22 protein-coding genes, 2 pseudogenes and 1 other annotated feature are annotated in these 23,756 nt (G+C 38.5%); of the genes and pseudogenes, 16 read left to right on the forward strand and 8 right to left on the reverse strand.

Translation table 11 applies throughout. The annotated features are described in order from the left end of the window. Positions 1–371 precede the first annotated feature (371 nt). The 6 genes from AU377_RS04485 to AU377_RS04515 all read left to right on the forward strand — a co-directional run bounded on the left by AU377_RS04485 (position 372) and on the right by AU377_RS04515 (position 6,962). On the forward strand, positions 372–1,187 hold the full coding sequence (locus AU377_RS04485) for a hypothetical protein (protein WP_067404843.1): 816 nt from the start codon (positions 372–374) through the stop codon (positions 1,185–1,187). Further along, entirely contained in the window at positions 1,184–1,960 is a 777-nt protein-coding gene (locus AU377_RS04490; protein WP_067404846.1) for a hypothetical protein, read from the forward strand. Before AU377_RS04485 ends, AU377_RS04490 begins: the two co-directional genes overlap by 4 nt. 707 nt (positions 1,961–2,667) lie before the next feature. Next, positions 2,668–3,318, forward strand: coding sequence for an ATP-binding cassette domain-containing protein (locus AU377_RS04500; protein ID WP_156450380.1), 651 nt, complete (start codon positions 2,668–2,670; stop codon positions 3,316–3,318). A 584-nt stretch (positions 3,319–3,902) separates the two neighbouring features. Further along, positions 3,903–4,190, forward strand: coding sequence for a metal-sensitive transcriptional regulator (locus AU377_RS04505; RefSeq protein ID WP_067404850.1), 288 nt, complete (start codon positions 3,903–3,905; stop codon positions 4,188–4,190). Between the two features lie 22 nt (positions 4,191–4,212). Further along, a complete protein-coding gene (gene copZ, locus AU377_RS04510; RefSeq protein ID WP_067404853.1) occupies positions 4,213–4,419 on the forward strand; it encodes a copper chaperone CopZ in 207 nt (68 codons plus the stop codon). 110 nt (positions 4,420–4,529) lie between these two features. Continuing rightward, positions 4,530–6,962, forward strand: a complete 2,433-nt coding sequence (locus tag AU377_RS04515; RefSeq protein WP_067404857.1) for a heavy metal translocating P-type ATPase — start codon at positions 4,530–4,532, stop codon at positions 6,960–6,962. A 113-nt stretch (positions 6,963–7,075) separates the two neighbouring features. Here AU377_RS04515 and AU377_RS04520 read toward each other — a convergent pair whose 3' ends face one another. Together AU377_RS04520 and AU377_RS15460 are read right to left on the reverse strand one after the other, a co-directional pair. Next, a complete protein-coding gene (locus AU377_RS04520) occupies positions 7,076–7,756 on the reverse strand; it encodes a polymorphic toxin type 44 domain-containing protein (RefSeq protein WP_067404860.1) in 681 nt (226 codons plus the stop codon). Positions 7,757–8,882: 1,126 nt separating this feature from the next. Beyond that, positions 8,883–8,984 carry a transposase gene (locus AU377_RS15460; RefSeq protein ID WP_156450381.1) on the reverse strand — a complete coding sequence of 34 codons (102 nt, stop codon included), beginning with the start codon at positions 8,982–8,984 and terminating at the stop codon, positions 8,883–8,885. A 78-nt stretch (positions 8,985–9,062) separates the two neighbouring features. On the opposite strand from AU377_RS15460, the pseudogene AU377_RS04530 reads away from it, so the two are divergent. From AU377_RS04530 to AU377_RS15465, 4 genes and pseudogenes are all read left to right on the forward strand, one after another. Then, positions 9,063–9,902 (forward strand): annotated as a pseudogene (locus AU377_RS04530) (IS66 family transposase); the annotation flags it as partial. A gap of 345 nt (positions 9,903–10,247) precedes the next feature. Beyond that, positions 10,248–10,427, forward strand: coding sequence for a hypothetical protein (locus tag AU377_RS04535; RefSeq protein ID WP_067404867.1), 180 nt, complete (start codon positions 10,248–10,250; stop codon positions 10,425–10,427). Positions 10,428–10,503: 76 nt separating this feature from the next. Then, positions 10,504–11,307, forward strand: coding sequence for a hypothetical protein (locus tag AU377_RS04540; RefSeq protein WP_067404869.1), 804 nt, complete (start codon positions 10,504–10,506; stop codon positions 11,305–11,307). Between the two features lie 185 nt (positions 11,308–11,492). Continuing rightward, a pseudogene (locus tag AU377_RS15465) lies at positions 11,493–11,618 on the forward strand (cation transporter); the annotation flags it as partial. A gap of 67 nt (positions 11,619–11,685) precedes the next feature. Here the strand turns inward: AU377_RS15465 and AU377_RS04545 are convergent. Beyond that, positions 11,686–12,111, reverse strand: a complete 426-nt coding sequence (locus AU377_RS04545; protein WP_067404871.1) for a GatB/YqeY domain-containing protein — start codon at positions 12,109–12,111, stop codon at positions 11,686–11,688. A 320-nt stretch (positions 12,112–12,431) separates the two neighbouring features. Between AU377_RS04545 and AU377_RS04550 the strand changes: the two genes are divergently transcribed. Both AU377_RS04550 and AU377_RS04555 read left to right on the forward strand, forming a co-directional pair. Continuing rightward, the gene (locus tag AU377_RS04550) at positions 12,432–14,834 is read left to right on the forward strand and encodes an S-layer homology domain-containing protein (protein ID WP_067404874.1); all 2,403 of its coding nucleotides are present in this window, start codon (positions 12,432–12,434) and stop codon (positions 14,832–14,834) included. Between the two features lie 151 nt (positions 14,835–14,985). Further along, positions 14,986–15,705 carry an endonuclease V gene (locus AU377_RS04555; protein ID WP_067404877.1) on the forward strand — a complete coding sequence of 240 codons (720 nt, stop codon included), beginning with the start codon at positions 14,986–14,988 and terminating at the stop codon, positions 15,703–15,705. Here the strand turns inward: AU377_RS04555 and AU377_RS04560 are convergent. Further along, positions 15,638–16,249 carry a dienelactone hydrolase family protein gene (locus AU377_RS04560; RefSeq protein ID WP_067404879.1) on the reverse strand — a complete coding sequence of 204 codons (612 nt, stop codon included), beginning with the start codon at positions 16,247–16,249 and terminating at the stop codon, positions 15,638–15,640. The genes AU377_RS04555 and AU377_RS04560 overlap by 68 nt on opposite strands. A 16-nt stretch (positions 16,250–16,265) precedes the next feature. Continuing rightward, positions 16,266–16,772, reverse strand: a complete 507-nt coding sequence (locus AU377_RS04565) for a methylated-DNA--[protein]-cysteine S-methyltransferase (protein WP_067404882.1) — start codon at positions 16,770–16,772, stop codon at positions 16,266–16,268. Positions 16,773–16,879: 107 nt separating this feature from the next. Here AU377_RS04565 and AU377_RS04570 point away from each other — a divergent pair, with 107 nt between their 5' ends. Further along, on the forward strand, positions 16,880–17,821 hold the full coding sequence (locus AU377_RS04570) for a ring-cleaving dioxygenase (protein ID WP_067404885.1): 942 nt from the start codon (positions 16,880–16,882) through the stop codon (positions 17,819–17,821). Positions 17,822–17,839: 18 nt separating this feature from the next. Beyond that, entirely contained in the window at positions 17,840–18,262 is a 423-nt protein-coding gene (locus AU377_RS04575; RefSeq protein ID WP_067404888.1) for a DUF1801 domain-containing protein, read from the forward strand. Between the two features lie 374 nt (positions 18,263–18,636). Here AU377_RS04575 and AU377_RS04580 read toward each other — a convergent pair whose 3' ends face one another. Together AU377_RS04580 and AU377_RS04585 are read right to left on the reverse strand one after the other, a co-directional pair. After that, positions 18,637–20,124 (reverse strand): ATP-binding protein, encoded by a 1,488-nt coding sequence (locus AU377_RS04580; RefSeq protein WP_156450383.1) that lies wholly within the window; start codon positions 20,122–20,124, stop codon positions 18,637–18,639. Between the two features lie 206 nt (positions 20,125–20,330). Further along, positions 20,331–20,594, reverse strand: a complete 264-nt coding sequence (locus AU377_RS04585; RefSeq protein ID WP_067404890.1) for a hypothetical protein — start codon at positions 20,592–20,594, stop codon at positions 20,331–20,333. Positions 20,595–20,748: 154 nt separating this feature from the next. Continuing rightward, positions 20,749–20,965 (forward strand) — a binding site (T-box leader). A 43-nt stretch (positions 20,966–21,008) separates the two neighbouring features. Here AU377_RS04585 and proS point away from each other — a divergent pair. Both proS and AU377_RS04595 read left to right on the forward strand, forming a co-directional pair. Continuing rightward, positions 21,009–22,442, forward strand: a complete 1,434-nt coding sequence (gene proS, locus AU377_RS04590) for a proline--tRNA ligase (RefSeq protein WP_067404893.1) — start codon at positions 21,009–21,011, stop codon at positions 22,440–22,442. Between the two features lie 169 nt (positions 22,443–22,611). Next, positions 22,612–23,346, forward strand: coding sequence for a sulfite exporter TauE/SafE family protein (locus tag AU377_RS04595; RefSeq protein ID WP_067404895.1), 735 nt, complete (start codon positions 22,612–22,614; stop codon positions 23,344–23,346). 45 nt (positions 23,347–23,391) lie between these two features. On the opposite strand, the gene AU377_RS04600 is transcribed toward AU377_RS04595, so the two are convergent. Beyond that, a complete protein-coding gene (locus tag AU377_RS04600; RefSeq protein WP_067404898.1) occupies positions 23,392–23,751 on the reverse strand; it encodes a hypothetical protein in 360 nt (119 codons plus the stop codon). Positions 23,752–23,756 lie beyond the last annotated feature (5 nt).

Genomic DNA, 23,756 nt, shown 5'->3' on the forward strand with positions numbered 1-23,756 from the left:
CATAAAAAAACTCCCCCTTTTAATATGCAAAAAATTTAGCACATTATTGCGGAGAAGTATAGTAGCCATTCCGAAGGAATGTGAAAAAAACACGGGTGTTTCTGAGGAAACAAAGTGCTCGTTTACACCAGTGGTAAACAGCTTGACGTTACCTGGTACATTTATTGTCATTCAATGGTAAAAAACTTGTCACTGGTGGTACATTTCATTGGCTGTAATCATCAGTTACAATTCAGCTCGGATTTATTGAGTAATGGGGTTTCAATCTCTTATAATTGGAGAAGTAATTAAGCCATAATAAAACAACTTGGATTAAAATATCCAAGTTGTTACTTTTTTAAAGACTTATACAGAAAGGCTGATTTATAATTTTGAAAAAGTTATTATTTCAGGAGTTGAAACAAAACGTTACTAAAAGATTAATTATCTTTCTTGTTTTATTAAATCTATTTCCTTATTTACTATTTTTTGTTCAAAAAGATTCTTACGCATTTATAGATGAATTAGATACTTTTAGTTTTATATTTGATGGGATTATGGTTGTATTCTTTATATTTTTTGTTGTTTTTATTTATTTGGGGGAATTTTCTAGTCTCCTAAACCATAAATTTATTGTTTATCAACGCACAAGAACTTCATTAAAAAACATCTTATTGACTTGCATGTTTAGTAATATGATCATTACATTTATTGTGTTTTTTGTATTAGTTTTACATGTATTCTTATTCTTCTTCTACATTCAACCGGTATTGGGAATTATTCAATTTTTCCCGGAAATTCATTACCTTACTACACTGCAAGAATTACTGGAATTTAATATTCAGCGATATACATTTACACAACTACTAGAATATAACCCAATGATTTTTGGAATAGTCTTTTCATTTTGGGTAGGGTTAATGGCCAGTTCTTATGCGACAATAGGATTCTTTACAGTTCTTCTTTTTAAGAATAAATTAATTGGAATGTCTATTCCAATTTTATTCTACATTATTGGAGCATTTGTATTTAATTTATTTGACATCTTGGAACCATTTGGAATGGCCAATGCAGTATTTCCATTTAGTTCATCGCAATATCCAATACATACAATATTATTGAATTTTGTATTCTACACTATTATAAATTTAACTTTATATGTGTATACGTTTAAAATAAAACTTCATAAGCTGGATGATGCAATATGATTAAATTAGGAAAGCGATTGTTTTATTTAAATACTAATTCCAATTGGTTAATATTTATTTTGCTAATCATTATATATGGTATTTTTACTCGAATGTTTTTGGAAAATATTTCAATGGAAAATCAAGTTCAATATAATTTTTGGGATATTTTTTTTGGGATTCATGCTGATATATTCTTCTTAATGTATATTTTAATACCTGTATGGATTGTTATTTCGTTAAAAATTATTACGGATGAGTGGAATCCTAATATTTTAATACGTCTATCTAGTTATAAGAATTGGCTAATACATAATTTAATTAATAGTATTCATTATACATTAGTAATACAAGGGTTAATCATTGCGTGTAGTTGGAGTATTTCGTTTCAATTTCCAATTGAAAATCAATGGAGTACCTATAGTCAACTCAACATATCTACAAAAGAAATGTCTTTATCAAATAATACGCCGTTATATTTTGCAATAATACAAATTCTTTATTTATCCTTATTTTTTATTAGTAGTTTTTTATTTTTAGCGTTAGTATTTCAATTTTTACAGAAAAAAATTTGGTTATATGGATTAGGATTTGTAATGTATATAAGTATTTTAATTTTGTATAAGTATACTTTCGATTACTATTATTTAAATGTAATCAACTACATGTCTGTTCTGAATTCATATAAAATATTCCCTTCTTTAATATACCCTTTTTTATTTTATTTGATCTTGCTAATGGTAATTTTACTTGTGGGGAGATTAAAAAATGATACAAAAGAATCTATTTTCTAATCAACTATTTATCCTTTTTGGATTAGTCTCCATTTTTATACAGACGTATAATCTTCCTAATGAGTATCGAACAATCACGGGAAGCTTTTACGAACAATTCTATGGTCTATCAACAGAAGGATTTAATCTTTATAACTATTTATTTGTTACTATAATTTTTCTTTTTTCAGTTACTATTTTCTTCAATAATGTGTTTATTGCGTCTAAGGGCGATATCTATTATCAATTAATTCGCTATCCATCATTCAAACAATGGTTCTATCAAATATTAAGAAGAATGGTAAATCATTCATTCTTGACTATTTCAATCCTATTTATTTATACACTCTTTCTTGCTCTTGTTTTTGATTTCCCATTTATCGGGAATTATCCATTCAGTTCTCATGAACTGTTCTATCATTTTATAGTAAATGGTTTTTTGCAACTTCTGAATTATCATCTTATTTTTGTTATTTTTATCTGTTTAACTAAAAAAATAGAATTCATTCTATTAAATATTGGGATATTAATCGTTCTAGGACTACCACTATTTAACTCTCACTGGCTTTTCCCAATTGTATTAAATAGCCTAGGTTATATCACAGGTGGATTTTACCAACCAATTCGTATTACACTTATTTTAGGAATTTACTTAACTATAGAATTACTCATCATTAAATTGTTATTAAGTAAAAAATTAATTTTATAGTCATCGAAGGAGGTTTCCTGTGAAAATTATTCAAATGGAAAACGTCGGCAAGGCATTTAATAAATCTGTATTATTTAAAAACGTAAATATCTCATTTGATAGAGGAAGAATATATGGAGTTGTTGGGTCAAATGGTTCAGGAAAATCAGTTCTTTTTAAAATAATATGTGGATTTATACAACCAGATACAGGAAGAGTTAATATTCATTCAGATTTTAAGCAACCAAAAGAAAATTTCCCCAAATCATGTGGAATTATCATTGATCGCCCTGCTTATATTGCAAATAAAACAGGGTTTGAAAACTTAAAAAGGCTTGCTATGATCCAAAATAAAATATCTGATGAAGATATCAAAGAAACGATGAATAAGGTAGGTTTGGATTGGGGTTTAAAACAGAAGGTAAAGCACTATTCCTTAGGTATGAAGCAAAAACTTTCTATCGCGCAAGCTATTATGGAAAATCAACAATTACTGATTCTTGATGAACCGTTTAATGGATTGGATAAAAAAAGTGTTGCTGCTATGCGCCAATTATTCACGGATTTAAATAAAAAAGAAGGAAAAACCATTATATTTACCAGCCATAATCAAGAGGATATACTAAAGCTTTCAGATATCATTTATGAAATAGATAATCAGCAAATTTCTATATGTCATGAATTAACATAACTATTCACACACCATAAAAACCAACTAAAAGTAAAGGTGATCCGTCGCGAATCACCTTGTAAACTTGGCTTCAAATAATGCCGTGTTCCCAGTCTTTTTTATCTTATTGTATCCCAATCGCATGATGATTAGGGAAAGAGGGAATCTTACTAAATAGAAAGGATGGGGGTGTAGTGATGAGCATGAAGGTGAAATGAAGAATATTTTTTTGCTTGTATCGTTACATTTACGTTGTTGGCAAATATAGGATCATAGTACAGTGAATGTTCTTCAATCTACAAGGGACAAATTTGAATTGGAGAGTTTTTCAAATTGGTATAGCAGACCCTGTGATTTGGGTAGTGGTTGCTGAAGGGGGAAAATAAGGAAGACGTTCGACAGTATTTAGAAAGAAAATTTTCTAGATCTGATTTAAATAAATATATGATCGATATAAGAAAAAAACAGGAATGATAACCAAAAGAGTGGCGATCGGCTGCTCTTTTTTGTTGATCCAGTCTTCAAAAGCATTTTGTTGTCTCTTTGTACCATCCGTGTTACCATAGGGGTGTAGGGTATATAAATAGTGCTGAGGGGTGAGAACAATGACTGAAACGAATAAAAAAACTGTTCAGCCGAATAAACAGCAGTTATTAAATCGACTCAAACGTATTGAGGGGCAAGTTCGAGGCATTCATCAAATGATCGAGAATGACCGTTACTGTGTCGATATTTTACACCAAATAAGCGCGATTCAATCTGCGATGAATAAAGTATCACTCGCTTTACTAGAAGATCATACGCATCACTGTGTTGTGAAAGCCGTTCAAGAGCAAAAAGGCGAAGAAGCTATTCAAGAGCTCATGAGCGTTATGAAAACGATGACGAAATAAAAAAATAATGGAGGCGTTTAATATGAAAGAAATTATTAAAGTAGAAGGTATGTCTTGTGGTCACTGTGTGAATGCAATTGAAACGAGCGTTGGAGGACTTACTGGTGTGGCGGCTGTCGCTGTAGACCTTAACAAAGCAGAAGTAGCAGTAGAATTCGATGCGACTCAAACAACGGTAGCTGATATTAAAGAAACGATCGAAGACCAAGGTTTTGACGTCAAAGCGTAAACCACTGAAACGATACAGGGGTATAAGTGGGGAAACAGATTGTACCGCATAGAGGTATAATCTTTCTTTTTAAAACGAATATACCCCTACTATGTATAGGAGGGGAAGAAATGGCTACCGCAGAAAAAACGTTGAAAATTAGTGGTATGACTTGTGCGGCTTGTGCCAACCGTATTGAAAGAAGTTTATCGAAACTAGACGGTGTTGAAAAAGCGAATGTCAACTTTGCGCTGGAAAGTTCAACGATTGTCTATGACCCGGATGAAACAAATGTGGCCGCATTTACGGAAAAAATTGAAAAACTCGGTTTTAGCGTCATGCAAGAAAAAGCGGAGTTTGCGATTGAAGGAATGACTTGCGCCGCGTGTGCATCTAGAATTGAAAAACGTATCAATCGGATGGCAGGTGTATCGAAGGCGAATGTTAATTTTGCACTCGAAAAACTAGCGGTGGAATACGACGGCAGCCAAGTACAGCCGCAAGAAATGATGGAAGCTGTGAAGAAAATGGGCTTTGCACTCATGGCTAAAGAAGAAGCAAACGCGGTTAATCATAAAGGAGAGGATATTAAAAAGCAACAGCGTAAATTTATCTTCTCGATGATTTTAACATTACCGCTCCTATGGACGATGGTTGCCCATTTTGAATTTTTATCATTCCTTTATTTGCCGGAAGTGTTGATGAACCCATGGCTACAGCTTGCGCTTGCGACACCTGTTCAATTCATTGTTGGCGCGCAGTTTTATAAAGGTGCTTTTAATTCATTGCGCAACAAAAGTGCCAATATGGACGTATTAGTTGCACTTGGCACGAGCGCGGCGTATTTCTATAGCTTGTATTTATCATTTGAATGGGTCAGTGGTGGCAAAATTGGCGTGCCGGAGCTTTATTTTGAGGCATCGGCGGTTATTATTACACTAATCGTTCTCGGTAAGTTATTTGAAGTACGCGCAAAAGGCAAAACAAGCCAAGCGATTCAAAAGCTGCTTGGGCTACAAGCGAAGACAGCGCGATTGTTAATAGAGGGTGTAGAGAAAGAAATTCCGATTGAAGAAGTTGTCGCGGGCAACATTATTCTTGTGAAACCGGGTGAAAAGATACCGGTAGACGGCGAAATTGTGGAGGGTCGTTCTGCTGTCGATGAATCCATGCTAACCGGGGAAAGTATTCCGACCGACAAAACAGTTGGGGATACAGTCATCGGCGCAACGATTAACAAGAATGGCTCCTTGCAAATTAAAGCGACAAAAGTTGGAAAAGATACGGCGCTTGCGCAAATTGTAAAAGTGGTAGAGGAAGCGCAAGGATCGAAAGCCGATATTCAACGGCTGGCCGATAAAATTTCAGGCGTTTTTGTCCCAATTGTTGTCGGTATCGCAATTGCCACGTTTTTCATATGGTATTTCGCGGTTACACCAGGTGATTTTCGTTCAGCGATTATCCCAACGATTTCCATTTTGGTCATCGCTTGCCCATGTGCGCTCGGTTTAGCGACGCCGACGTCGATTATGGCGGGTTCCGGAAGATCTGCCGAGATGGGTGTGCTGTTTAAAGGCGGGGAGCACTTGGAGCATACGCAATCGATCGATACTGTTGTGCTTGATAAGACGGGAACAGTGACAAAAGGGGAGCCGGCTTTAACGGATATTGTTGTAGCGGAAGGTTTTCAGGAAGAAGAAGTCCTGCAACTCGTAGCTACGGCCGAAAACCAATCTGAACACCCGCTTGCGCAAGCAATTGTCAAAGGGGTTCAGGAAAAAGGGATTGCCCTTGTTGAGACAGACAGCTTTGAAGCGTTGCCTGGTTATGGGATTCAAGCGGTCGTGGATGGACGCAATCTTTTAGTAGGTACAAGAAGGTTAATGAGAGAAAAAGATGTTGCCCTGTTAGATTTTGAAGCAACGATGGAACAGCTTGAAAATGAAGGGAAAACGGCAATGCTCATCGCTATTGATGAACAAATTGCCGGTGTTATTGCTGTTGCCGATACGGTGAAAGAGACATCGAAAGAGGCAATTGCACGCATGCAAGCACTCGGTTTAGAAGTCATTATGCTAACAGGCGATAACACACGGACAGCGCAAGCAATTACGAAAGAAGTCGGTGTGAAAACTGTTATTGCGGAAGTGCTGCCAGAGCAAAAAAGCGAAGAAATTCAAAAGCTTCAAGAAGCGGGTAAAAAAGTGGCAATGGTCGGGGACGGCATTAATGATGCGCCCGCACTCGCAATGGCCGATATCGGCATGGCTGTTGGAACGGGTACTGATATTGCGATTGAAGCGGCGGATATTACACTGATGCGTGGAGATTTAAACAGCGTTGCCGATGCAATGATCATGAGTCGGAAAACGATGCGCAACATTAAACAAAACTTGTTTTTCGCGTTTTTCTACAATACGATTGGCATTCCAGTTGCGGCGTTCGGTCTGCTTGCCCCATGGGTAGCAGGAGCGGCAATGGCGTTTAGTTCGGTTTCTGTTGTGTTGAATGCATTGCGGTTACAGAGAGTGAAAGTCAAACCATTACCAAATGGAAATAAGTGAAGCTGATATGGAGGATTATTTATTCTGCTTCACTTCTTCTCCACAATAAAAACAGCAGCACAGACCGTGACTTTGGTCTGTACTGCTTATAATTGGGATGTTTTCCATTCGCTTTACTTCAATTCTTGGTTTTGTTGTTCCGCAATGTTTTTTGAATCTCTTAATACCTTTTCTCTTATCTCAATCTTTTCCTCGGCAGTAAGTAAATCCAATAAAGAATAATTAATAAATTCATCACTGTGCATTAAACTAGGTAAACTTGCATTATCCCACAGATTCATTCCGTAATTTATCCATTTTTGATCGTTGGGGTCATCAAAGTACGAGGCATAATATTTAGCGTGAGATGTTCCAGAATAGATTTGATATGCCCCTGCAACGGAAGACAGTAAAGTACGGGAGAAGAACGCCCCACGACCGACAAAACCGTAGTGCATGTTACCAAGATCTTCTCCTGTTAGATTTAATCCATTATACTTATATTTACCTCTATATGTACGCTTGTAATCCCAAGGGCCACCACTTTTCACTTTACTTGCGAATTCAACACCTGTCGCCAGTGGATATGTGTTAGTTAGTTGCTTTTCTGAAAGGGCATACTGTGACATATATGCAGCATTTTTTTTCATTGTTGTTGAAAATGACTTTGTTAAATCTAATAGATTATCACTATTAACTTGGAAACTAGGACTTGTATTCTTTGTGCCTAGAAGTTCTGCGTTTGCATTTGATGGCATCCCTATTAAAAAAAGACCACCTAGCATAAAAATGACACATGTAAATAATTTTTTCAACTTCTTGCTCCCCCTTTGTTGACTGTTCATCCCGTATCAAATGATATACTTTATAACACCGAAATAAAATGAATCTTTTAGCGCATTATTTATAGAATGGTGGTGTTATGGGAGGGGTTAAAGTTACTATTGGCAGACAATCCTTTGACATATCATGCTAATAGTTTCCTTGGCGATTCTAAAGTCCTGTTTGTTTAATTAATTCATATTCTTTCAGTAGTCCGGAGTGATTGTGTTTTTTGTGATAGTAAATTCGTACTTGGCTATTGAATAGATCCAATAGATACAGGGAAATCTAGGTCTAAACTAAAAAAGCCAATAGGAAAGCATATGTATCTATTGTGAGGTAACCTTGGTTTTGGTTACGTTAGTTAATTTATAGTTCTTTGAACGATTCCTTATTGATCAATATGGAGTGTATAGTTCGAAATATTTGTACCATTGAAATCTGAATAAAATTAAAGTAGTATTATTATAAAATGGTTCAACATATCTTCCCGATATGTTAGCTTAAGTGAGTGGTTCACTTGGTAAAGTATTGGGAGTACTGAATTTCTAGATATGAATTGAATAATGATTTTATATAATCACTTTGCAGAAAGTTGTAAAAACCCAGCAGTATAAATCAAAAATATATTGTATCGGGATAAACGTATAAATAATCACTAATTTCTCATAAGTAATACTTGTGAATTATTAACATTCATCTCCTTTAACGAGTGAATCCAAAAAATAAACACTTCAATATTCGGGGGTGTACCGATTAAAATAATCTGATCCGATAACAGCTGTATCATTTGTAGTAATTAAAGAAAAGAGGATTCTGAAAATGAATATCAACTCTTGGTCTTTCTCACTTTCTTTGTTCTGTATACCCTTATTTTTACTTTTAATTTCATCCGAAAGTTTTATAAGTATTTTCAGTAAAATTGTGGGAATACATCCTTTAAATATTTTATTAGGCATAACGCTTATTTTATTTGTCCTTAGCATCTTAGGATTAAAAGATGTAAAGGGATGGAAAGCGATGGCTAGAAGTATATTTACTATGTGTATTACAGTAGTTCTGTCGGGAATACTAATTTTTATTTTATTTTTTGGTAGTCTGTTAAATTAAATGTACATGTTAGGTACAACAACGCTTTGCCACTTGAGCCACTGTTTTACCCGTTTCCACAACTAACTTGGCAGCATCTATTTTAAATTCTTTGTCATATTGTCTTTTCATTTTTTTCACTCCGCTCAATTGGATAAGTTTATTATAACTCTCCCAATTCAGTGAGTCCTAATTTTAGACTATCATCACGAAACAACAGTTCAAGTTTTAGCAGAACCCGGAAAAGCGGCAAATTCCAAATCCTATATGTGGTTGTACCGATCTAGTCACGATATAGCGCCGATTGTCTTATATGACTATCAAACTTCGCGCCACAGTAAACACCCGAAGGCATTTCTTAAGGGGTTTTCTGGATATCTTCATGTCGATGGCTATGCGGGGTACCATGATTTGAAGAACGTGGAGTTGGTTGGCTGTTGGGCGCATGCCAGAAGAAAATATGACGAAACGCTTAAATCGTTACCTGCCAATGTAGACAAATCTACAACTCTTGCTGCTGAAGGTCTTCAATTCTGTACGCAATTATTTAAAATTGAAAAACAGATAGAAGAGGAATTTGAAAATTGTAGCCCAGAACAACGGAAAGAACAACGTCAAAAACGCAGTCAACCCGTGTTGGATGCTTATTTAGCATGGCTAAAATCCAAACGTCCTCAAGTTCCACCTAAAAGCAAATTAGGTGACGCCATCAATTATAGTTTAAATCAATGGTCAAAACTTATCACCTTTATGAAAGATGGGCGACTTGAACTCGATAATAATCGAGCAGAGCGTTCAATTAAACCCTTTGTAATGGGGAGAAAAGCGTGGCTATTCGCCCAATCAATGAAGGGTGCAACTGCAAGTGCCATCATCTACAGCATTGTCGAAACTGCCAAAGAGAACTCACTAAATCCATTGAATTATTTAACCTATCTCTTTGAACATTTACCGCAAATAGACCTAGACGATCAGGAAGCACTTGACCAGTTCCTTCCTTGGTCAAAGACCATTCCAGGGGAATGCCGAATCCCTGCTAAAGTTAAATAAAGAATACAATAATGGGGCTGTCCGAAAAGTAGAAATCTCCTAAAATGTAATAATCAAAAATCTTGATTTATCAAGTTTTTTAAACGTGAAAAGGGGCATCCAAAAGTCGGAAATACGACTTTCTGGACAGCCCCATTATTTGTCGCTTACAAATTAAAAACGCTTTTACAGCTACTGCTAAGCTAAGGCATGATAGACTTTCGAGTCGCACGGCACTGACATGGGGAAGTCATGCCCCGAAAGCTCGGTATCAAGGGTTGGCTGGAAATATTTGTGGGGCAGTCGAAAAGAATGGTAGACTGCTGTAAGAACTAATTTTTTATTAAATAAAAAGGAGAAATTGTTATGATTTATTTTTGGGCTTTTATAGTGGCGGCATTAGGGTCCGGTAGTTATTTATTTCATTTAATTTACATGAAAAAATTGCACGATGGAACGGATGTAACACAAGCAAAAATTTTAGGTACATTATCTATGTTTTTAGCAATAATTATTTTTTTGTTTTTAATTATGATGGAAATTTAAAAAAAAAGGAAAAAACATTATAAATGTGATATGGTAGAAAAGTTGGAAATTCAAGGGGAAAAAGGAGGAGTTTTACGTGAAGAAAATATCAGTTTTTTTCATGACTTTTGTTATGTTCATTACTTTAAATATTTCAGCTAAAGCAGACGAACATGAGAACGAATTAAGCCAAGAGGAAAAAGATTATCTTTTGGAAGTGTCAGGTTTTACGGAAGAGGAAGTATTAAATTTTCCTGTAGAGGTAGCAAGAGAACTAGTAAATGGTAAAGCTAAAAAAATTGATTCGGTTTTAGTTGAAGAGCCAAAAGTCGTAGATTCAAACATGATAAGCCCTATGGCTGATATTCCAGTTGCAAATTTAAGTATGCATGCTACTGTGTCTAGTGTGCAAAGTGATTGGTCTGGATATAAAAAGTTTTTTATCAGTGGTGGTTTTGACTGGAAGAGCCAACCTGTTTGGGCTTTAACGGACAAGCTTACTATAGGATTTCCTTCTAGTTTAGGTGTAACATTCAATACGAGTGGTGGAAATGTAACTGGACATTCCAGTAGATATTATTTGTTGAATACTGCCACTAATGTTAGAACTTATTCTGCTCTTAAAACAATACCTTCATATTGGAGTCCAGGCGCTGGAGTTGCTGCTGCTTATGACCTATTATTGCCTGGATCCACACAAAAGAATATGAGACATGGCGGTCTAATTGGACAATTTTTCTATATTAAGAGTACTAGTTCAGGAAGAGCAAACGTTAAACTTGAGTATGGTCACAAAAAAGTGAGTGGTTCTGTTGGAGTTTCTGTATATCCAGCAGGGGTAGGAATCACTCCCAGTACAAATCTGGATACAAGAAGTTATGCTTTGACTTTTAACTATTAAGTTTTTAAAAAAGGATCTTTTCCAAAAAGCCGAACTGAACCCAGAATAGTGGACACTATAAAAAAGTGACCCTATTTTGGGTTTTTGTATGTTCAAATCCCCGTTATAATAGTTCAAAATGAGATGAAAGGTAAGCGTCAAATAATGCCCACCTAGTTTTTTAGGTGGGCATTATTTGACGCTTACATACGATCGGCATTCCAGTTGCGGCGTTTGGTCTGCTTGCCCCATGGGTAGCAGGCGCTGCGATGGCGTTTAGTTCGGTTTCCGTTGTGTTGAATGCATTGCGGTTGCAAAGAGTGAAAATTTAACCATTCCAAAATTAAAAAAGGCGATCGATCATAATCGGTCGCCTTTTTGTATGTTCATGAGTAGGGATTAGAGTAAGCTTTTCACAACTTTTGACATCGTTCCGCCGTCCGTTTTTCCAGCAAGTAATGGTTTTGCGATTTTCATGGCGTCACCCATATTCATGCCTTTCGTAACGCCTGCTTCTGTTAGGGCTTTCACAATTTCTTCTTCGCTTAGTTGTTTAGGCAAGAAGCTTTTCAGCAGAACCAATTTTGCTTCCTCTTGTTGGATTAAGTCATCTCGCTGCGCTTTTTGTGCACCTTCCAACGATTGATTGGTCTGCTTGATTTCCCGGTTAACGATGGCAACTTCATCTTCAGTCGAAAGCGCTGCGCCTTTTTCTTTTTCGGCGCGGTCAAGAGAAGCTTTTAATAGCGTGAGTACGCCTTTTGACAGTACATCTTTTTCCCTCATAGCCTGTTTTAATTGTTCAAATACGGTATTCTTCAACATTTTTGGATCGCCTCCCGTTTGATGAATAAAAGTATAAAAGAGGAACGTGCGAAAAGCAATTATGTAGTTGAAAAGTGCTGATCACTCGGTTAGAACCGTTAGTAATTCAAACCATACATAAAAACGGCTGTAGAAAATACCCCCATTTACTACAACCGAACGCCTTTATTCTCGCTCCTCATCCAGTTCCTTCGCAATTTCCATAAACTTCCGCAGTTTCGCCGCAACTTTACCAATCCTTTACATAAGCAACATATCTACTTAACAATCCACTGCTAGAGTGAAAGCGAACAAATAATTCTTTAGGGGGAAGATGGGTTATGAAAACAGCTAAATTACTAATGGCGGCTGCCGTAACGACGTCTATCGTCGCACCTGCAGTTACACCGGTGGAGGCAGCAGCGCCGGAAACAAGCATTAAAAGTATGTCTTTCACGGGAATGGAAGCACCCAAAACAATAGACGAAATGGTGCAAGTGTATTCGAATGCGTCATTGACGATAACGTATACGGACGGGGCAACGAAAAACTTCCCCCTATCCTATAAGGAATTATATAAAACGGAAGATCAGTTAATTAACCAGGGCGGTGAGAAGTTTGCGGCGGGTACGCCCGTCGATGTCAATGGCAAGCCGATTTCCGATACGAGCGCAACAGGACAAGCCATTCACTATCTATCCGATGCGCCGGATGCTAACAGCCTATTACGTCCGATCAATGGTGAACTTTACCTTGTCTCTCATTTGGAGTATGCAACCCAAGACCAAGCAGGGGATTCCGCTTGGAGACGAGTTCCTGCTTCGATGACATTAACAAAGTTATATCAAAATAAGAAGACTGGCGAATTGAAAGTGATGGATGCAAGTAAGGTAGACTTTTCGGATGCCGATGGACTTTGGGTTCCATGTAATGGTTCACTGACACCATGGAATACACATCTAGGTTCAGAAGAATATGAACCAGATGCGCGTCAATTTGAATTAGAAGAAGCAATGCCTGCTGATCAGCGCACAGACAAGACCCATACACGAGAATTCACAAAACTTTATTTTGGAGACGATCAAGAAGCTAATCCTTATCGATATGGTTTTATTCCGGAAGTGATTGTGGACGAAAAGGGAGAATCTCATGTCGTCAAACATTACAGCACAGGGCGCCGTTCGAATGAAGTTATGTTGATGATGCCAGATAATCGTACTGCTTTCTTCGGAGATGATGGCGATTATACGATGCTATTCATGTACGTAGCAGATAAAGAAAAAGATTTATCCGCAGGTACTTTGTATGCGGCAAAGTTTGATCAAATAGGTACGGCAAATGGTGGCTCGGGTGATTTGTCTTGGATTAAATTAGGTCATTCAACGGACGATGAGATCAAAGCGCTTGTCGATCAAAACTTGAAATTCAGTGATATTTTCGAAACCGCAGATGCACCGAAAGAAGGATTTACAGCTGTGAAGCAATATTCTTCAGGCGGCGGTGACTACGATCGAGTTGAATATTTAAAAGTAAAACCTGGTATGGAAAAAGCGGCGGCTTTCCTTGAATCAAGACGTTACGGCGCGATGTTGGGTGCTACATCTGAATTTAACAAAATGGAAGGCCTAGCACTCAATGCACAAGATAAAAAAGTGTATATGGCAATCGCTGATCAAAGTAGGGGGATGGAGAAGGACACAAAAGGGGAAGATCCAACCGATCATATTCAACTTCCAAAAATGAAATCTGGCGCGACGTACGAGTTAGTCTTAACAGCTGGGCAAAAAGACCAAAGCGGTGCAACGATTGCTAGCCCGTATGTTGCTGCATCCATGAATGGGCTTGTCATCGGAGAAGACTTAAAAGAGGCAGATGCATATGGCAATACGGCAAATGTGGATAAAGTAGCAAACCCTGACAACTTAAGCTACTCTGAGGAGTTACGTACAGTATTTATCGGCGAAGATAGCGGCATGCATACAAACAACTATGTATGGGCATACGAATTAGATTCGAAGAAATTGAGCCGTATTTTATCCGTTCCAGCAGGTGCCGAGGCAACGGGTCTGCAATACGTTGATGATCGAAATGGGTTCTCTTATATTATGAGCAACTTCCAGCACCCAGGTGACGAAGTGGCTGATCGTGCCATTACAGCTGTTGATAAAGATCAATTAGTGAATGCGTTACAAGATTCCCCTTATGGCATTTTGAAAACAGGTGCAGTTGGCTACATCCACGGACTTCCAACGGCCAAGGAAGTATCACCTATGAACTTTAAAGACGTTGCAGCTAGCCACTGGGCACATGTTTATATCGCTGACTTGTATAATCAAAATATATTAAAAGGTGTGTCGGCAGATCAATTTTTACCGAATCGTCCAATTACACGCCACCAATTTGCTGCTGTGTTAGTGCGTGGACTAGATCTATCCGGGAAAAACGAAGTACAAGCTGCAATTGATAATGGATTAGTGAAAACAAACAAAGACGGAGTGCTAAGCCGTCAAGAAGCAACATGGATGTTAATGAACGCCTTTAAACTTAAAACGGGTGAAGACACGAACAGCTCAACACCACATTTCAAAGACGCCAAGCAAATTGACAAAGAATATCAATCAGCCGTTGCAGCTGGCGTAGAAATGGGATTGATTTCCGGAGATAAAAACGGGAAATTCAATCCTAAACAGCCCCTCACACGTGCAGAAGCAGCCAAAGTCGTTAGTTTAATGTTACAAAAGTAATTGATTGCTTTATAATTATAGAAAGAGAATCCTTCCTCGACGTTGAAGAGAAAGGATTCTTTTTATAATTTCATTACATTTTTAGCCTTAAATAAGTATAATCGATCGTACACCAAGGCACTTGTTATATTTCATTTCAAGGAGAAATTAAATGGAAATTCATCATATTCACTCACTGGATACCGATTTAGATCAATTCGAATCCATTCAGCTAAACCTTTCTAAAAAAGTGAAACTGGAAAGTAAGGTAGGGGATCAAAATATAAAATTATGTGCAGGCGTAGATGTAGCTTACTGGAACGAACAAGGAAAAGAGTGGGGGACGTGCTGTATTGTTGTAGTCGATTATGAAACGATGGAAACTGTTGAGAAAGTGATTGTAAAAGAGGAAGTCAAAGTCCCTTATTTGCCAGGATTTTTAGCTTTTAGGGAGCTTCCTCTTGTCATAAAAGCAGCTGAAAAACTTTCCATTACGCCAGATCTTTTTATGTTCGATGGAAACGGTTATCTGCATCCACATCATATGGGTATCGCGACACATGCTTCGTTCTTTTTGAATAAACCTACGATCGGCATCGCAAAAAGCTATTTCAAAATAGACAATAAAGACTTTAAAATGCCTAGGAATACGGTTGGTGCATATGAAGAAATCACTCACCACAACGAGGTTTATGGGAGAGCATTACGCACTCAAACAAACGTAAAGCCTATCTTCATATCTTGTGGAAACTATATCGATTTACAGAAAGCAACAGAAGTGACAATGCATTTTATCAATCGCGAATCACGCCTGCCCATTCCGGTTAGGCTTGCGGATTTGGAAACGAAGCGGGAGAAGAGAGCTGCGTTAGGAAATGAATCGTTTCATTAAGCGCAAGTGTTGCCGAATCCTTATTGAAATGGGTGGAAAACGGATCACAAAAGCCATGTTGTCCTTTGAGTTGGATCATTTCAACATTCTCGGACAAACTGGAAATGATTTCATTCACATCGAAGGATTTCTCCTCTTCTGGAAAAATCAGTAAAGTAGGGCATTTAGGCGTTACTTCTAAGTAATTTCGAATGCGAGAACCATAAAAACCAACGACTCCGTGAATATTTATATTCGTACTGCACAACCAGGCAATTGTTGCGCCAACACTGAAACCGACGACGAAAATTTTTTCGTAGCGATCCTTTATGTTTTCAATCAAATGCTGTATTTCCAAAGCCGCGGTCGTGAAGCTAATATTTTGCATGAAATTTTCATACGCGACTTTTTCCTCTGAATACGGATAAGCATGTCGCCCCAATAAATTAGGGCAAATGACTTCAAGATTATATTCTCTTAGTGTTTTACAAAAACTGGTAATATGTTCATTGACGCCATAGATTTCATGAAGAACAATGACGGCTATTTTGCTTTTCGTTTCCATAATCGATGAACCCTTTCTATTTTTCTTCCAGTTCCAACAACTTCGTCTTCATTTCCAGTCCACCCCGAAACCCTGTTAACGCACCGTTTTTCCCGACCACGCGGTGACAGGGAACGACAATCAAAATCGGATTTGCGCCAATCGCTGCCCCCACGGCACGAACCGCTTTTGGGTTGCCAATTTGTTCGGCAATTGCTGAATAGGATGTCGTTTCGCTGAAAGGGATCGTACGTAAAGCTTCCCAAACCGATTGCTGGAAAGGTGTTCCGTTCAAGGAGATCTTTTGCGTGAAATCCGTTCGTTTTCCTTCTAAAAATTGTTTAAGTTCGGTTTTATAGCATGCAAGCGCCGCGTCGTTTTCCACAAGTTGAAATCCCGGCAATCGTTTTGCTGCCCAAGCCTTTAAAACTTCCAAATCCTCCTGCGGTGTTCCTGCGTAGCAAAGCCCTTCCTCAGTTGCGGCAACATAAGCAGTCCAGTTTCCATACTCAAACGTTGACCAAAATAATGTGTGTTGTGTCATCCATATTCTCTCTCCATTTCGTTATTCGTTAGTACAATTGTATAACAGTAACGGGTATTAGGGCGATTCGTTTATACTGAACTAAAATGGATCAGGAGGAATGCATTATGTACAACATTCCAGGTCATCACCACATTTCAATGATTACGAAAAACGCCCAAGCGAATAACCATTTTTATCAAAATATTTTAGGGCTGCGGCGCGTCAAAAAGACGGTCAATCAAGACGATCCTTCCATGTACCATTTATTTTTTGGTGATCAAACGGGAAGTCCTGGAACGGAACTAACATTTTTTGAAATTCCGATGGCAGGCGGAACGGTTCGTGGCACAAATGCAATTACGCAAATTGGGCTGCTCGTTCCTACGAGTGAGAGCTTAGACTATTGGGAGGCGCATTTAGCGCAATTTGGTGTGAAAATGAGTGAACGGACGACTTATGTAGGCTATGAAGCATTGCCTTTTGAGGACCCGGAAGGACTACGTCTCATCTTGTTGAATCATAATGGACAGGCCATTCCATCTGACTGGACAGCTTGGGAAGACTCCGAAGTGGAACCTGAGCATCGAATTTTAGGCATGGGGCCGATTGAAATTACAGTGCGGAGGCTTGGAAAAACGGCTAATACGATTCAGCACTTACTTCGATTCAAAGAAGTGTCTAAAACTGCCAGTGAAATTATTTTTCGGGCAGTGGAAGGGGAGTCATTTGGTGAAATTGTGTTAAAACAGCAAGACGGCCCGACCGAAAAGCCAGGGAGGGGTAGCGTTCACCATTTGGCGCTTCGCGTAAAAAATGAAGAAGAACTGCAGTATTGGGCAAAAAAAGTAGAAGCACGAGGCTTTCAATCATCGGGCATTGTGGAAAGATTTTATTTCAAAAGTCTTTACTTCCGAGAATCGAACGGTATCTTATTTGAGCTGGCAACAGACGAACCAGGCTTCACAGTAGACTCAACGATTGAAAATTTAGGGCAGCAACTGGATTTACCGCCATTTTTAGAGGAAAAACGGGCTGAAATTGAGGGGAAATTAAAGCTGATCGAATAAAGAGTGGGGGAAAGAGGAATGTATGAACAAAAGACAAAGGAAACGGATCAGAATGTGATTGAGTTCATTGAAAGTGTGGATAGTCCGAAAAAAAGGGAGGATGCTTTCAAATTGCTTGATATCTTCACAGAAGTATCAGGCTACGAAGCGAAAATGTGGGGGCCAAGCATCATCGGATTTGGTTCTTATCATTATATGTATAAAACAGGACATGAAGGGGATGCCCCGTACGTTGGCTTTTCACCGCGAAAAGCGAAAATTAGCTTGTACTTTGCACCAGGAGATCTAGAACGCGAGGAACTGCTTGAAAACTTTGGAAAACATACAACTGGGAAAGCATGCGTCTATATTAACAAGGTGGCGGATATTAACGTCGACGTCTTGAGAAAGCTCATTAAGCAGTCCATTGCGTTTTTGAAAGCGCAATACCCAAACGACTAGCGCCTCATCGCTACCAAAGAAAGTAAATTTCATAAAACGACCGTTCATTCGAAAGTGATAAACGGTCGTTTTTTTATTTTTTAATCGTTGTTTGTGGATAACGTGGTTGGGTTATCAACATTACGTCGTCCTAACAGGATGTTTTACTAACTTATCAACATGACAGAATGGGATTCGTCTAGGCGGAAGTGATTGACAAAGTCGTTTAGATGCATCAATAAATGGCCTTTCGCCAATAAGTACCCATGCCCCAATGGCATTAATCGGGATCGAAGATTGCAATAATTATATTAGAAAAGCAATGCCGGACCTGTGCCGACATTGCTTTTCAATCTGTATCAGTCTATTCGGGTTTGCTGTTACACCCTAACGCTTTATTTTTCCTGGTCATTTGCAATCATATAAGCTTGCCTTGGATGGTTTATTTGATCGGGATATTTCAGCCTGATTTTTCCTTGATCCACTAGCTTTGCCAAATAATTATTTCGCAGCCCATCGGGGGTTCTTTCCAGCAAGGAAGCAAGTTCCCTAAGCATCAAAGGTCTTAGGGCACAAAGACCCATCACGATCTCTTCCATTACATCTGGGGGAAGGCGTTTTTTCTTCCGCGCGAGCGCCGATATTTCCCATAATGCATCCTCTGTTTCCGTTGTTGAAGACTCACGTGCCTCTTCTTTAGATGCCTCTTCCGCATATTCCATGGTTAGATCTGCTTCTTTATTGTTGGTCATCAGCCTCCCGTTATTGTAGGAGTTAGGGGAAGGAACAGTAGAATCAGCTTCTTTATTATAGGAGTCAGCCTCTTTATTCATAGAGTTAACCCCCTTACTGCAGGAGTTAGATTCCTTATTAAAGGAGTAATCATTACTATTGATGGAGTTATTTTCAGATTTTTCGTTACTAATGGAGTCTTTCTGATTATTGTAGGAGTTCATCTCACTATTATAGGAGTTGTCCGTATCGTCAAACTTTGCCGCTGCCGATCTATCTTCTTCATGGAATGATAAAACATCTTGTTCTATCATGTCTCCCATGTCTTCTTCTCCCAATACACTTGGTTTTACATGTAACGTAATCATCGTACGCGCTGACTCTGAATCTTGGATGACATCAAAAGCATCGTCTCCGTAGCTTTCCCACATTGTTTTGACGCCTTTTAGCCCGGAGCCTGTTCTTTTACAAAGCCCGATTAAAATAAACATTTTAAACAGGTTTGGGTTACGAAGATTGCTTATATTTCCCTCAAGTGCTTGTTCCACAGATATACGGAACAGTCCGGGATTTGAAAAACGTAATAAATGTTTTTCTTTTTCAATCACAATGCCGCCTTCACCATGATAATTGGCATGGACAATTGCATTGATGAGTGATTCGTGCAGGCAAGCTAAAGCGGCCGTCTCATCGACTTGGGTAGAGCCGGAATTTAAGTACAAGTTGCCGAAATCAGCTGTTAAATCTGCACTTGCTTTAAAATAAAAGTCAAATAGATTACCCGACCAAGTTCCATCTTGCGAAGTGAAACGTTTAGACCAATCTTCAGTTAATGTTTCCTTCAAGCTTTCTCGATATTCAAGAAAATATTGCGGCAGTACTTCTGTAATAATCCTTTCCTCACTAAACATAATTAAGCCAGCAAGGGTCAAGCCTTCCTCATTCGTATTTCTTACTTTTCCCCATGCGCCGATTTTATATAAAAACTCCTTCATTTCTAGCCCATTCCAAGGGTGACTTGGGTGAATAGCCGAAAATTTTTCCCGGTATTTTTTAACGGATTCAAAGTTCAGTTCATTGATCCCATAGTGCTCTAAAACTAGGCTGTCTTGCGGAACGGATGAATAATCAGATGAATGATGTATACTCACGCCTTATCTCCTTTTTATACTCAATTTGTATCTATTGTTCCTCTTATTCTATCATTTTTTGTCCGTTCGATCTCTTTTCCAATCGTTAGGGGACATCCCTTGTTTCAAGAACGATCGAAAGGTAATGCCTAAAAATAGTGTAGACAGGAACAATAAGGCTTCATACACACTGAAAGCAGACATTCCGTTAATTGGAATGTCTGCTCTTATCTTGGAATCCATGTCGTTTCGATACTTGTCTTTCGTTTGTTTTTGAACAATAAATAATGGGCGTGATCGATTTTCTTTTCAATGTAATTGAGGGAATAATCACCGAAAGGATCTGTTAGGTCTCCGACAGCACGTGATAAGTTATCAATGACGCAATGGAGTGTTTCTATTTGTCTTGGCTCGCTCGTCCGATTCATTTCATCCATTATTTCATATGCTAAGTGTTGGATGCGACGTAAACGCATTTCATTTGTTTGCATTGTATCCTCTCCCCGCTTCGAACATAGTCTGTCTCACTATATGGCTTGAATCGATAATATATGCTTATAGAATCCCATCAAACGGTATATCCTAAGATGTAAAAGTTAAATGAAATTTGTATTAACTGCTAAGTGTTGCTATAGTATAGGTAGAAAAAAATCCAAGATGTGGCCAAGTAAATAAGAATTGTGAAACAGAAAGTATAGCGATTGCTGAGAGCTATGCCACTGCTTCTTATTGAAACCTACCACGGAGATGTTATGCAAACATAACCGGATCGTTGCCGTTATCTAACGTTTAGAGGGTTTATCATGAAGATAAGCTAAACTAAGGTGGTACCACGTTTATTCAGCACAAAGACGTCCTTATACAGGGATTCTTTGTGCTTTTTATTATTTTAAGGAGGATCAATAATGAAAAACGAAAACGAATTTACAAAGTGGTATATTGATACAATTCAAAAAGCGGACTTAATGGATTACACGCCGGTGCGTGGATGTATCGCATTTAAACCGGATGGCTTTGAAATTTGGGAGCATATTCAAGCAGAAATGGATCGTCGTTTTAAAGAAACAGGTCACCGCAACGCATATTTCCCAATGCTCATCCCTGAGAGCTTTTTCCAAAAAGAAAAAGACCATATTGAAGGATTCTCACCGGAACTTCCATGGGTAACCGAAGCAGCAGGGGAGAAGTTGGAAGAGCGTTTGGCGCTCCGTCCAACGTCTGAAACGATGATTGGTCATCTCTATTCTGACTGGATTAAGAGCTACCGCGACCTTCCAGTGTTAATTAACCAATGGGCGAACGTATTCCGTTGGGAAAAGAAAACATTGCCGTTCATTCGTACGTCTGAATTCTTGTGGCAAGAAGGGCACACAGCGCATGTGGACGAAGAGGAAGCACGCGAAGAAACAATGCAAATGCTAGGCATTTATAAAGAAGTTGTAGAAGAAGTATTGGCGATTCCAGTGTACGACGGCCAAAAAACACCTTCTGAGCGATTCGCTGGCGCGGTCGATACGTATTCCATTGAGGCAATGATGCAGGACGGTAAAGCTGTTCAAGCAGGAACTTCCCATTACTTGGGCACGAAGTTCGCAGAAGCATTTGACATTAAGTACTTGAACAAACAAAACACGCATGAGTTTGTCCATACAACTTCATGGGGAACGTCTACGCGCCTTATCGGTTCCGTCATTATGGTACACGGTGATGAGCAAGGTCTTGTCTTACCGCCGCGTATTGCACCGACACAAGTTGTCTTAATTCCAGTCGGTCCGTGGAAGAAAAATCCTGAAATTATCGAAAAGCTGGATGAAGTATTTGCGCAGTTAAAAGCAAAAGGTATTCGCGTTCGTCTGGACGATTCCGATCAATCACCTGGCTTTAAGTTCAACGAGTGGGAGCTGAAAGGTGTTCCAGTCCGCATTGAGCTTGGACCACGTGATTTGGAGAAAAATCAAGCATTGCTAAAAGCGCGTGATGAAGATGAAAAAGTAGCCGTAGACTTAGCGGAAATCGTTGGGAAAATTGAAGAAGAACTAGAAACGATGCAAAAACGCCTATTTGACAAAGCGGTCGCATTCCGCGAAAAACATTCACATACACATGTTGATACGTTAGCGCAGCTTGAACAACATATCGAAGCTTCCGATAAGAACGATGAGATTCCAGGTTGGGTGCTTGCAGGCTGGTGTGGCGACGATGATTGTGAAGAAAACGTTAAGAATGAAACAAAATTCACAACGCGCAACATTCCATTTAACCCACCGGCAACAAAGTCCACTTGCATAAACTGTGGAAAAGAAGCGAAACACACGGTTTGGTTTGGACGCGCTTACTAAATTTATACATTTCAAACGCTCCTCTGACGTGATCAAAGAGGAGCGTTTTTATGTACTTAAAACGATTCATTCATTTTCTGAAAGGAATTATATTCATACAATTGAATTTACTTATAAGGATGAAAGGAATATGCTAGTGATATAGGGTTGTTCGAAAGAAGGATGTTTTATGGAATTTTTGTTGTTGTTTTTTATTGGATTTGCCTCAAATACGCTCGGTATATTAGCGGGGGGAGGGGGACTTATTAGTCTGCCCGCGATGATGCTTATGGGACTGCCTGTTCACTCCGCCATTGGGGCGAATAAAGTATCGAATACAGTCAGCTCCTTTTCTAGTTTTTTTGTGATGGCGAAAAGGAAAGAAGTGACGGTTAAAGAAGCGCTGACCGTTGTCCCGATTAGTCTCACGGGCGGGCTAACCGGCGGGCTGATCGCCGCTTATATGAAGGAAGAATGGATGATTATGCTTGCGGTTGTTTTATTAACCTTTGCTTTTATATCTTCTTTTTTTGGAAAAGGGGATTTTGCAAATAATGAACCTTTTCGTGCTACGAAAAAAAGCGTCTCTTCATTATTTGGCATCGGAATTTATGATGGCGTTTTCGGGCCAGGGAGCGGAACGTTGGGGTTATATTTATACGATCGCTTGAAACTGTCTTATTTACGCGCTGTCGCATTATCACGCGTGATGATTTTTTCAAGCTGTTTCGGCGCATCGATTAGTTATATTTCGACTGGAAAAATTATGTGGCCACTGACGTTTGCGCTAATGCTCGGAGCCATTACAGGCGCACAAACCGGGGTCCGATTAGCGCAAAAATTAAACACAAAGCATGTCAAACCGATTTTACGTACTGTCACGATTCTTTTAATTGTACAAATTGCTGTAGAGTATTTTGGATGAAAAAACGCATTTAATCCTGAAAAAGAGATTAAATGCGTTTTTCAATTAGTGAGTGACGGTCTTCTTTCTTTTAAATAAAGCGGATAGTTTCATAAGCAACTGCTCGTATTGTATTTGTTTATATTTTTTCAAATAAAGGGTGGCAAATAAAAGGACAACTAAACAAATAAACGAAAGAATGCTTGTAATCGTGAAGAAAATGGTTTCTTTAAACCCGCCATACCCGATTGAAATAAGAAGGCTTGTCATTAAAATAAAAGAACATACAGGAATTAATTGAATGAAGATGTCATAACTTCGTTTCTTTAAAAAGCGCATAATGTCAGGAATAATGGTCACGGCTAGAGCGATATACAGAATAATTGCAGTAATGTCCGCCGCGATGATAAATAGATCTTTCTCCATAATCA

Origin of the sequence: Sporosarcina sp. HYO08, from assembly GCF_001563475.1 — a bacterium.
Taxonomy (GTDB): Bacteria; Bacillota; Bacilli; order Bacillales_A; family Planococcaceae; genus Sporosarcina.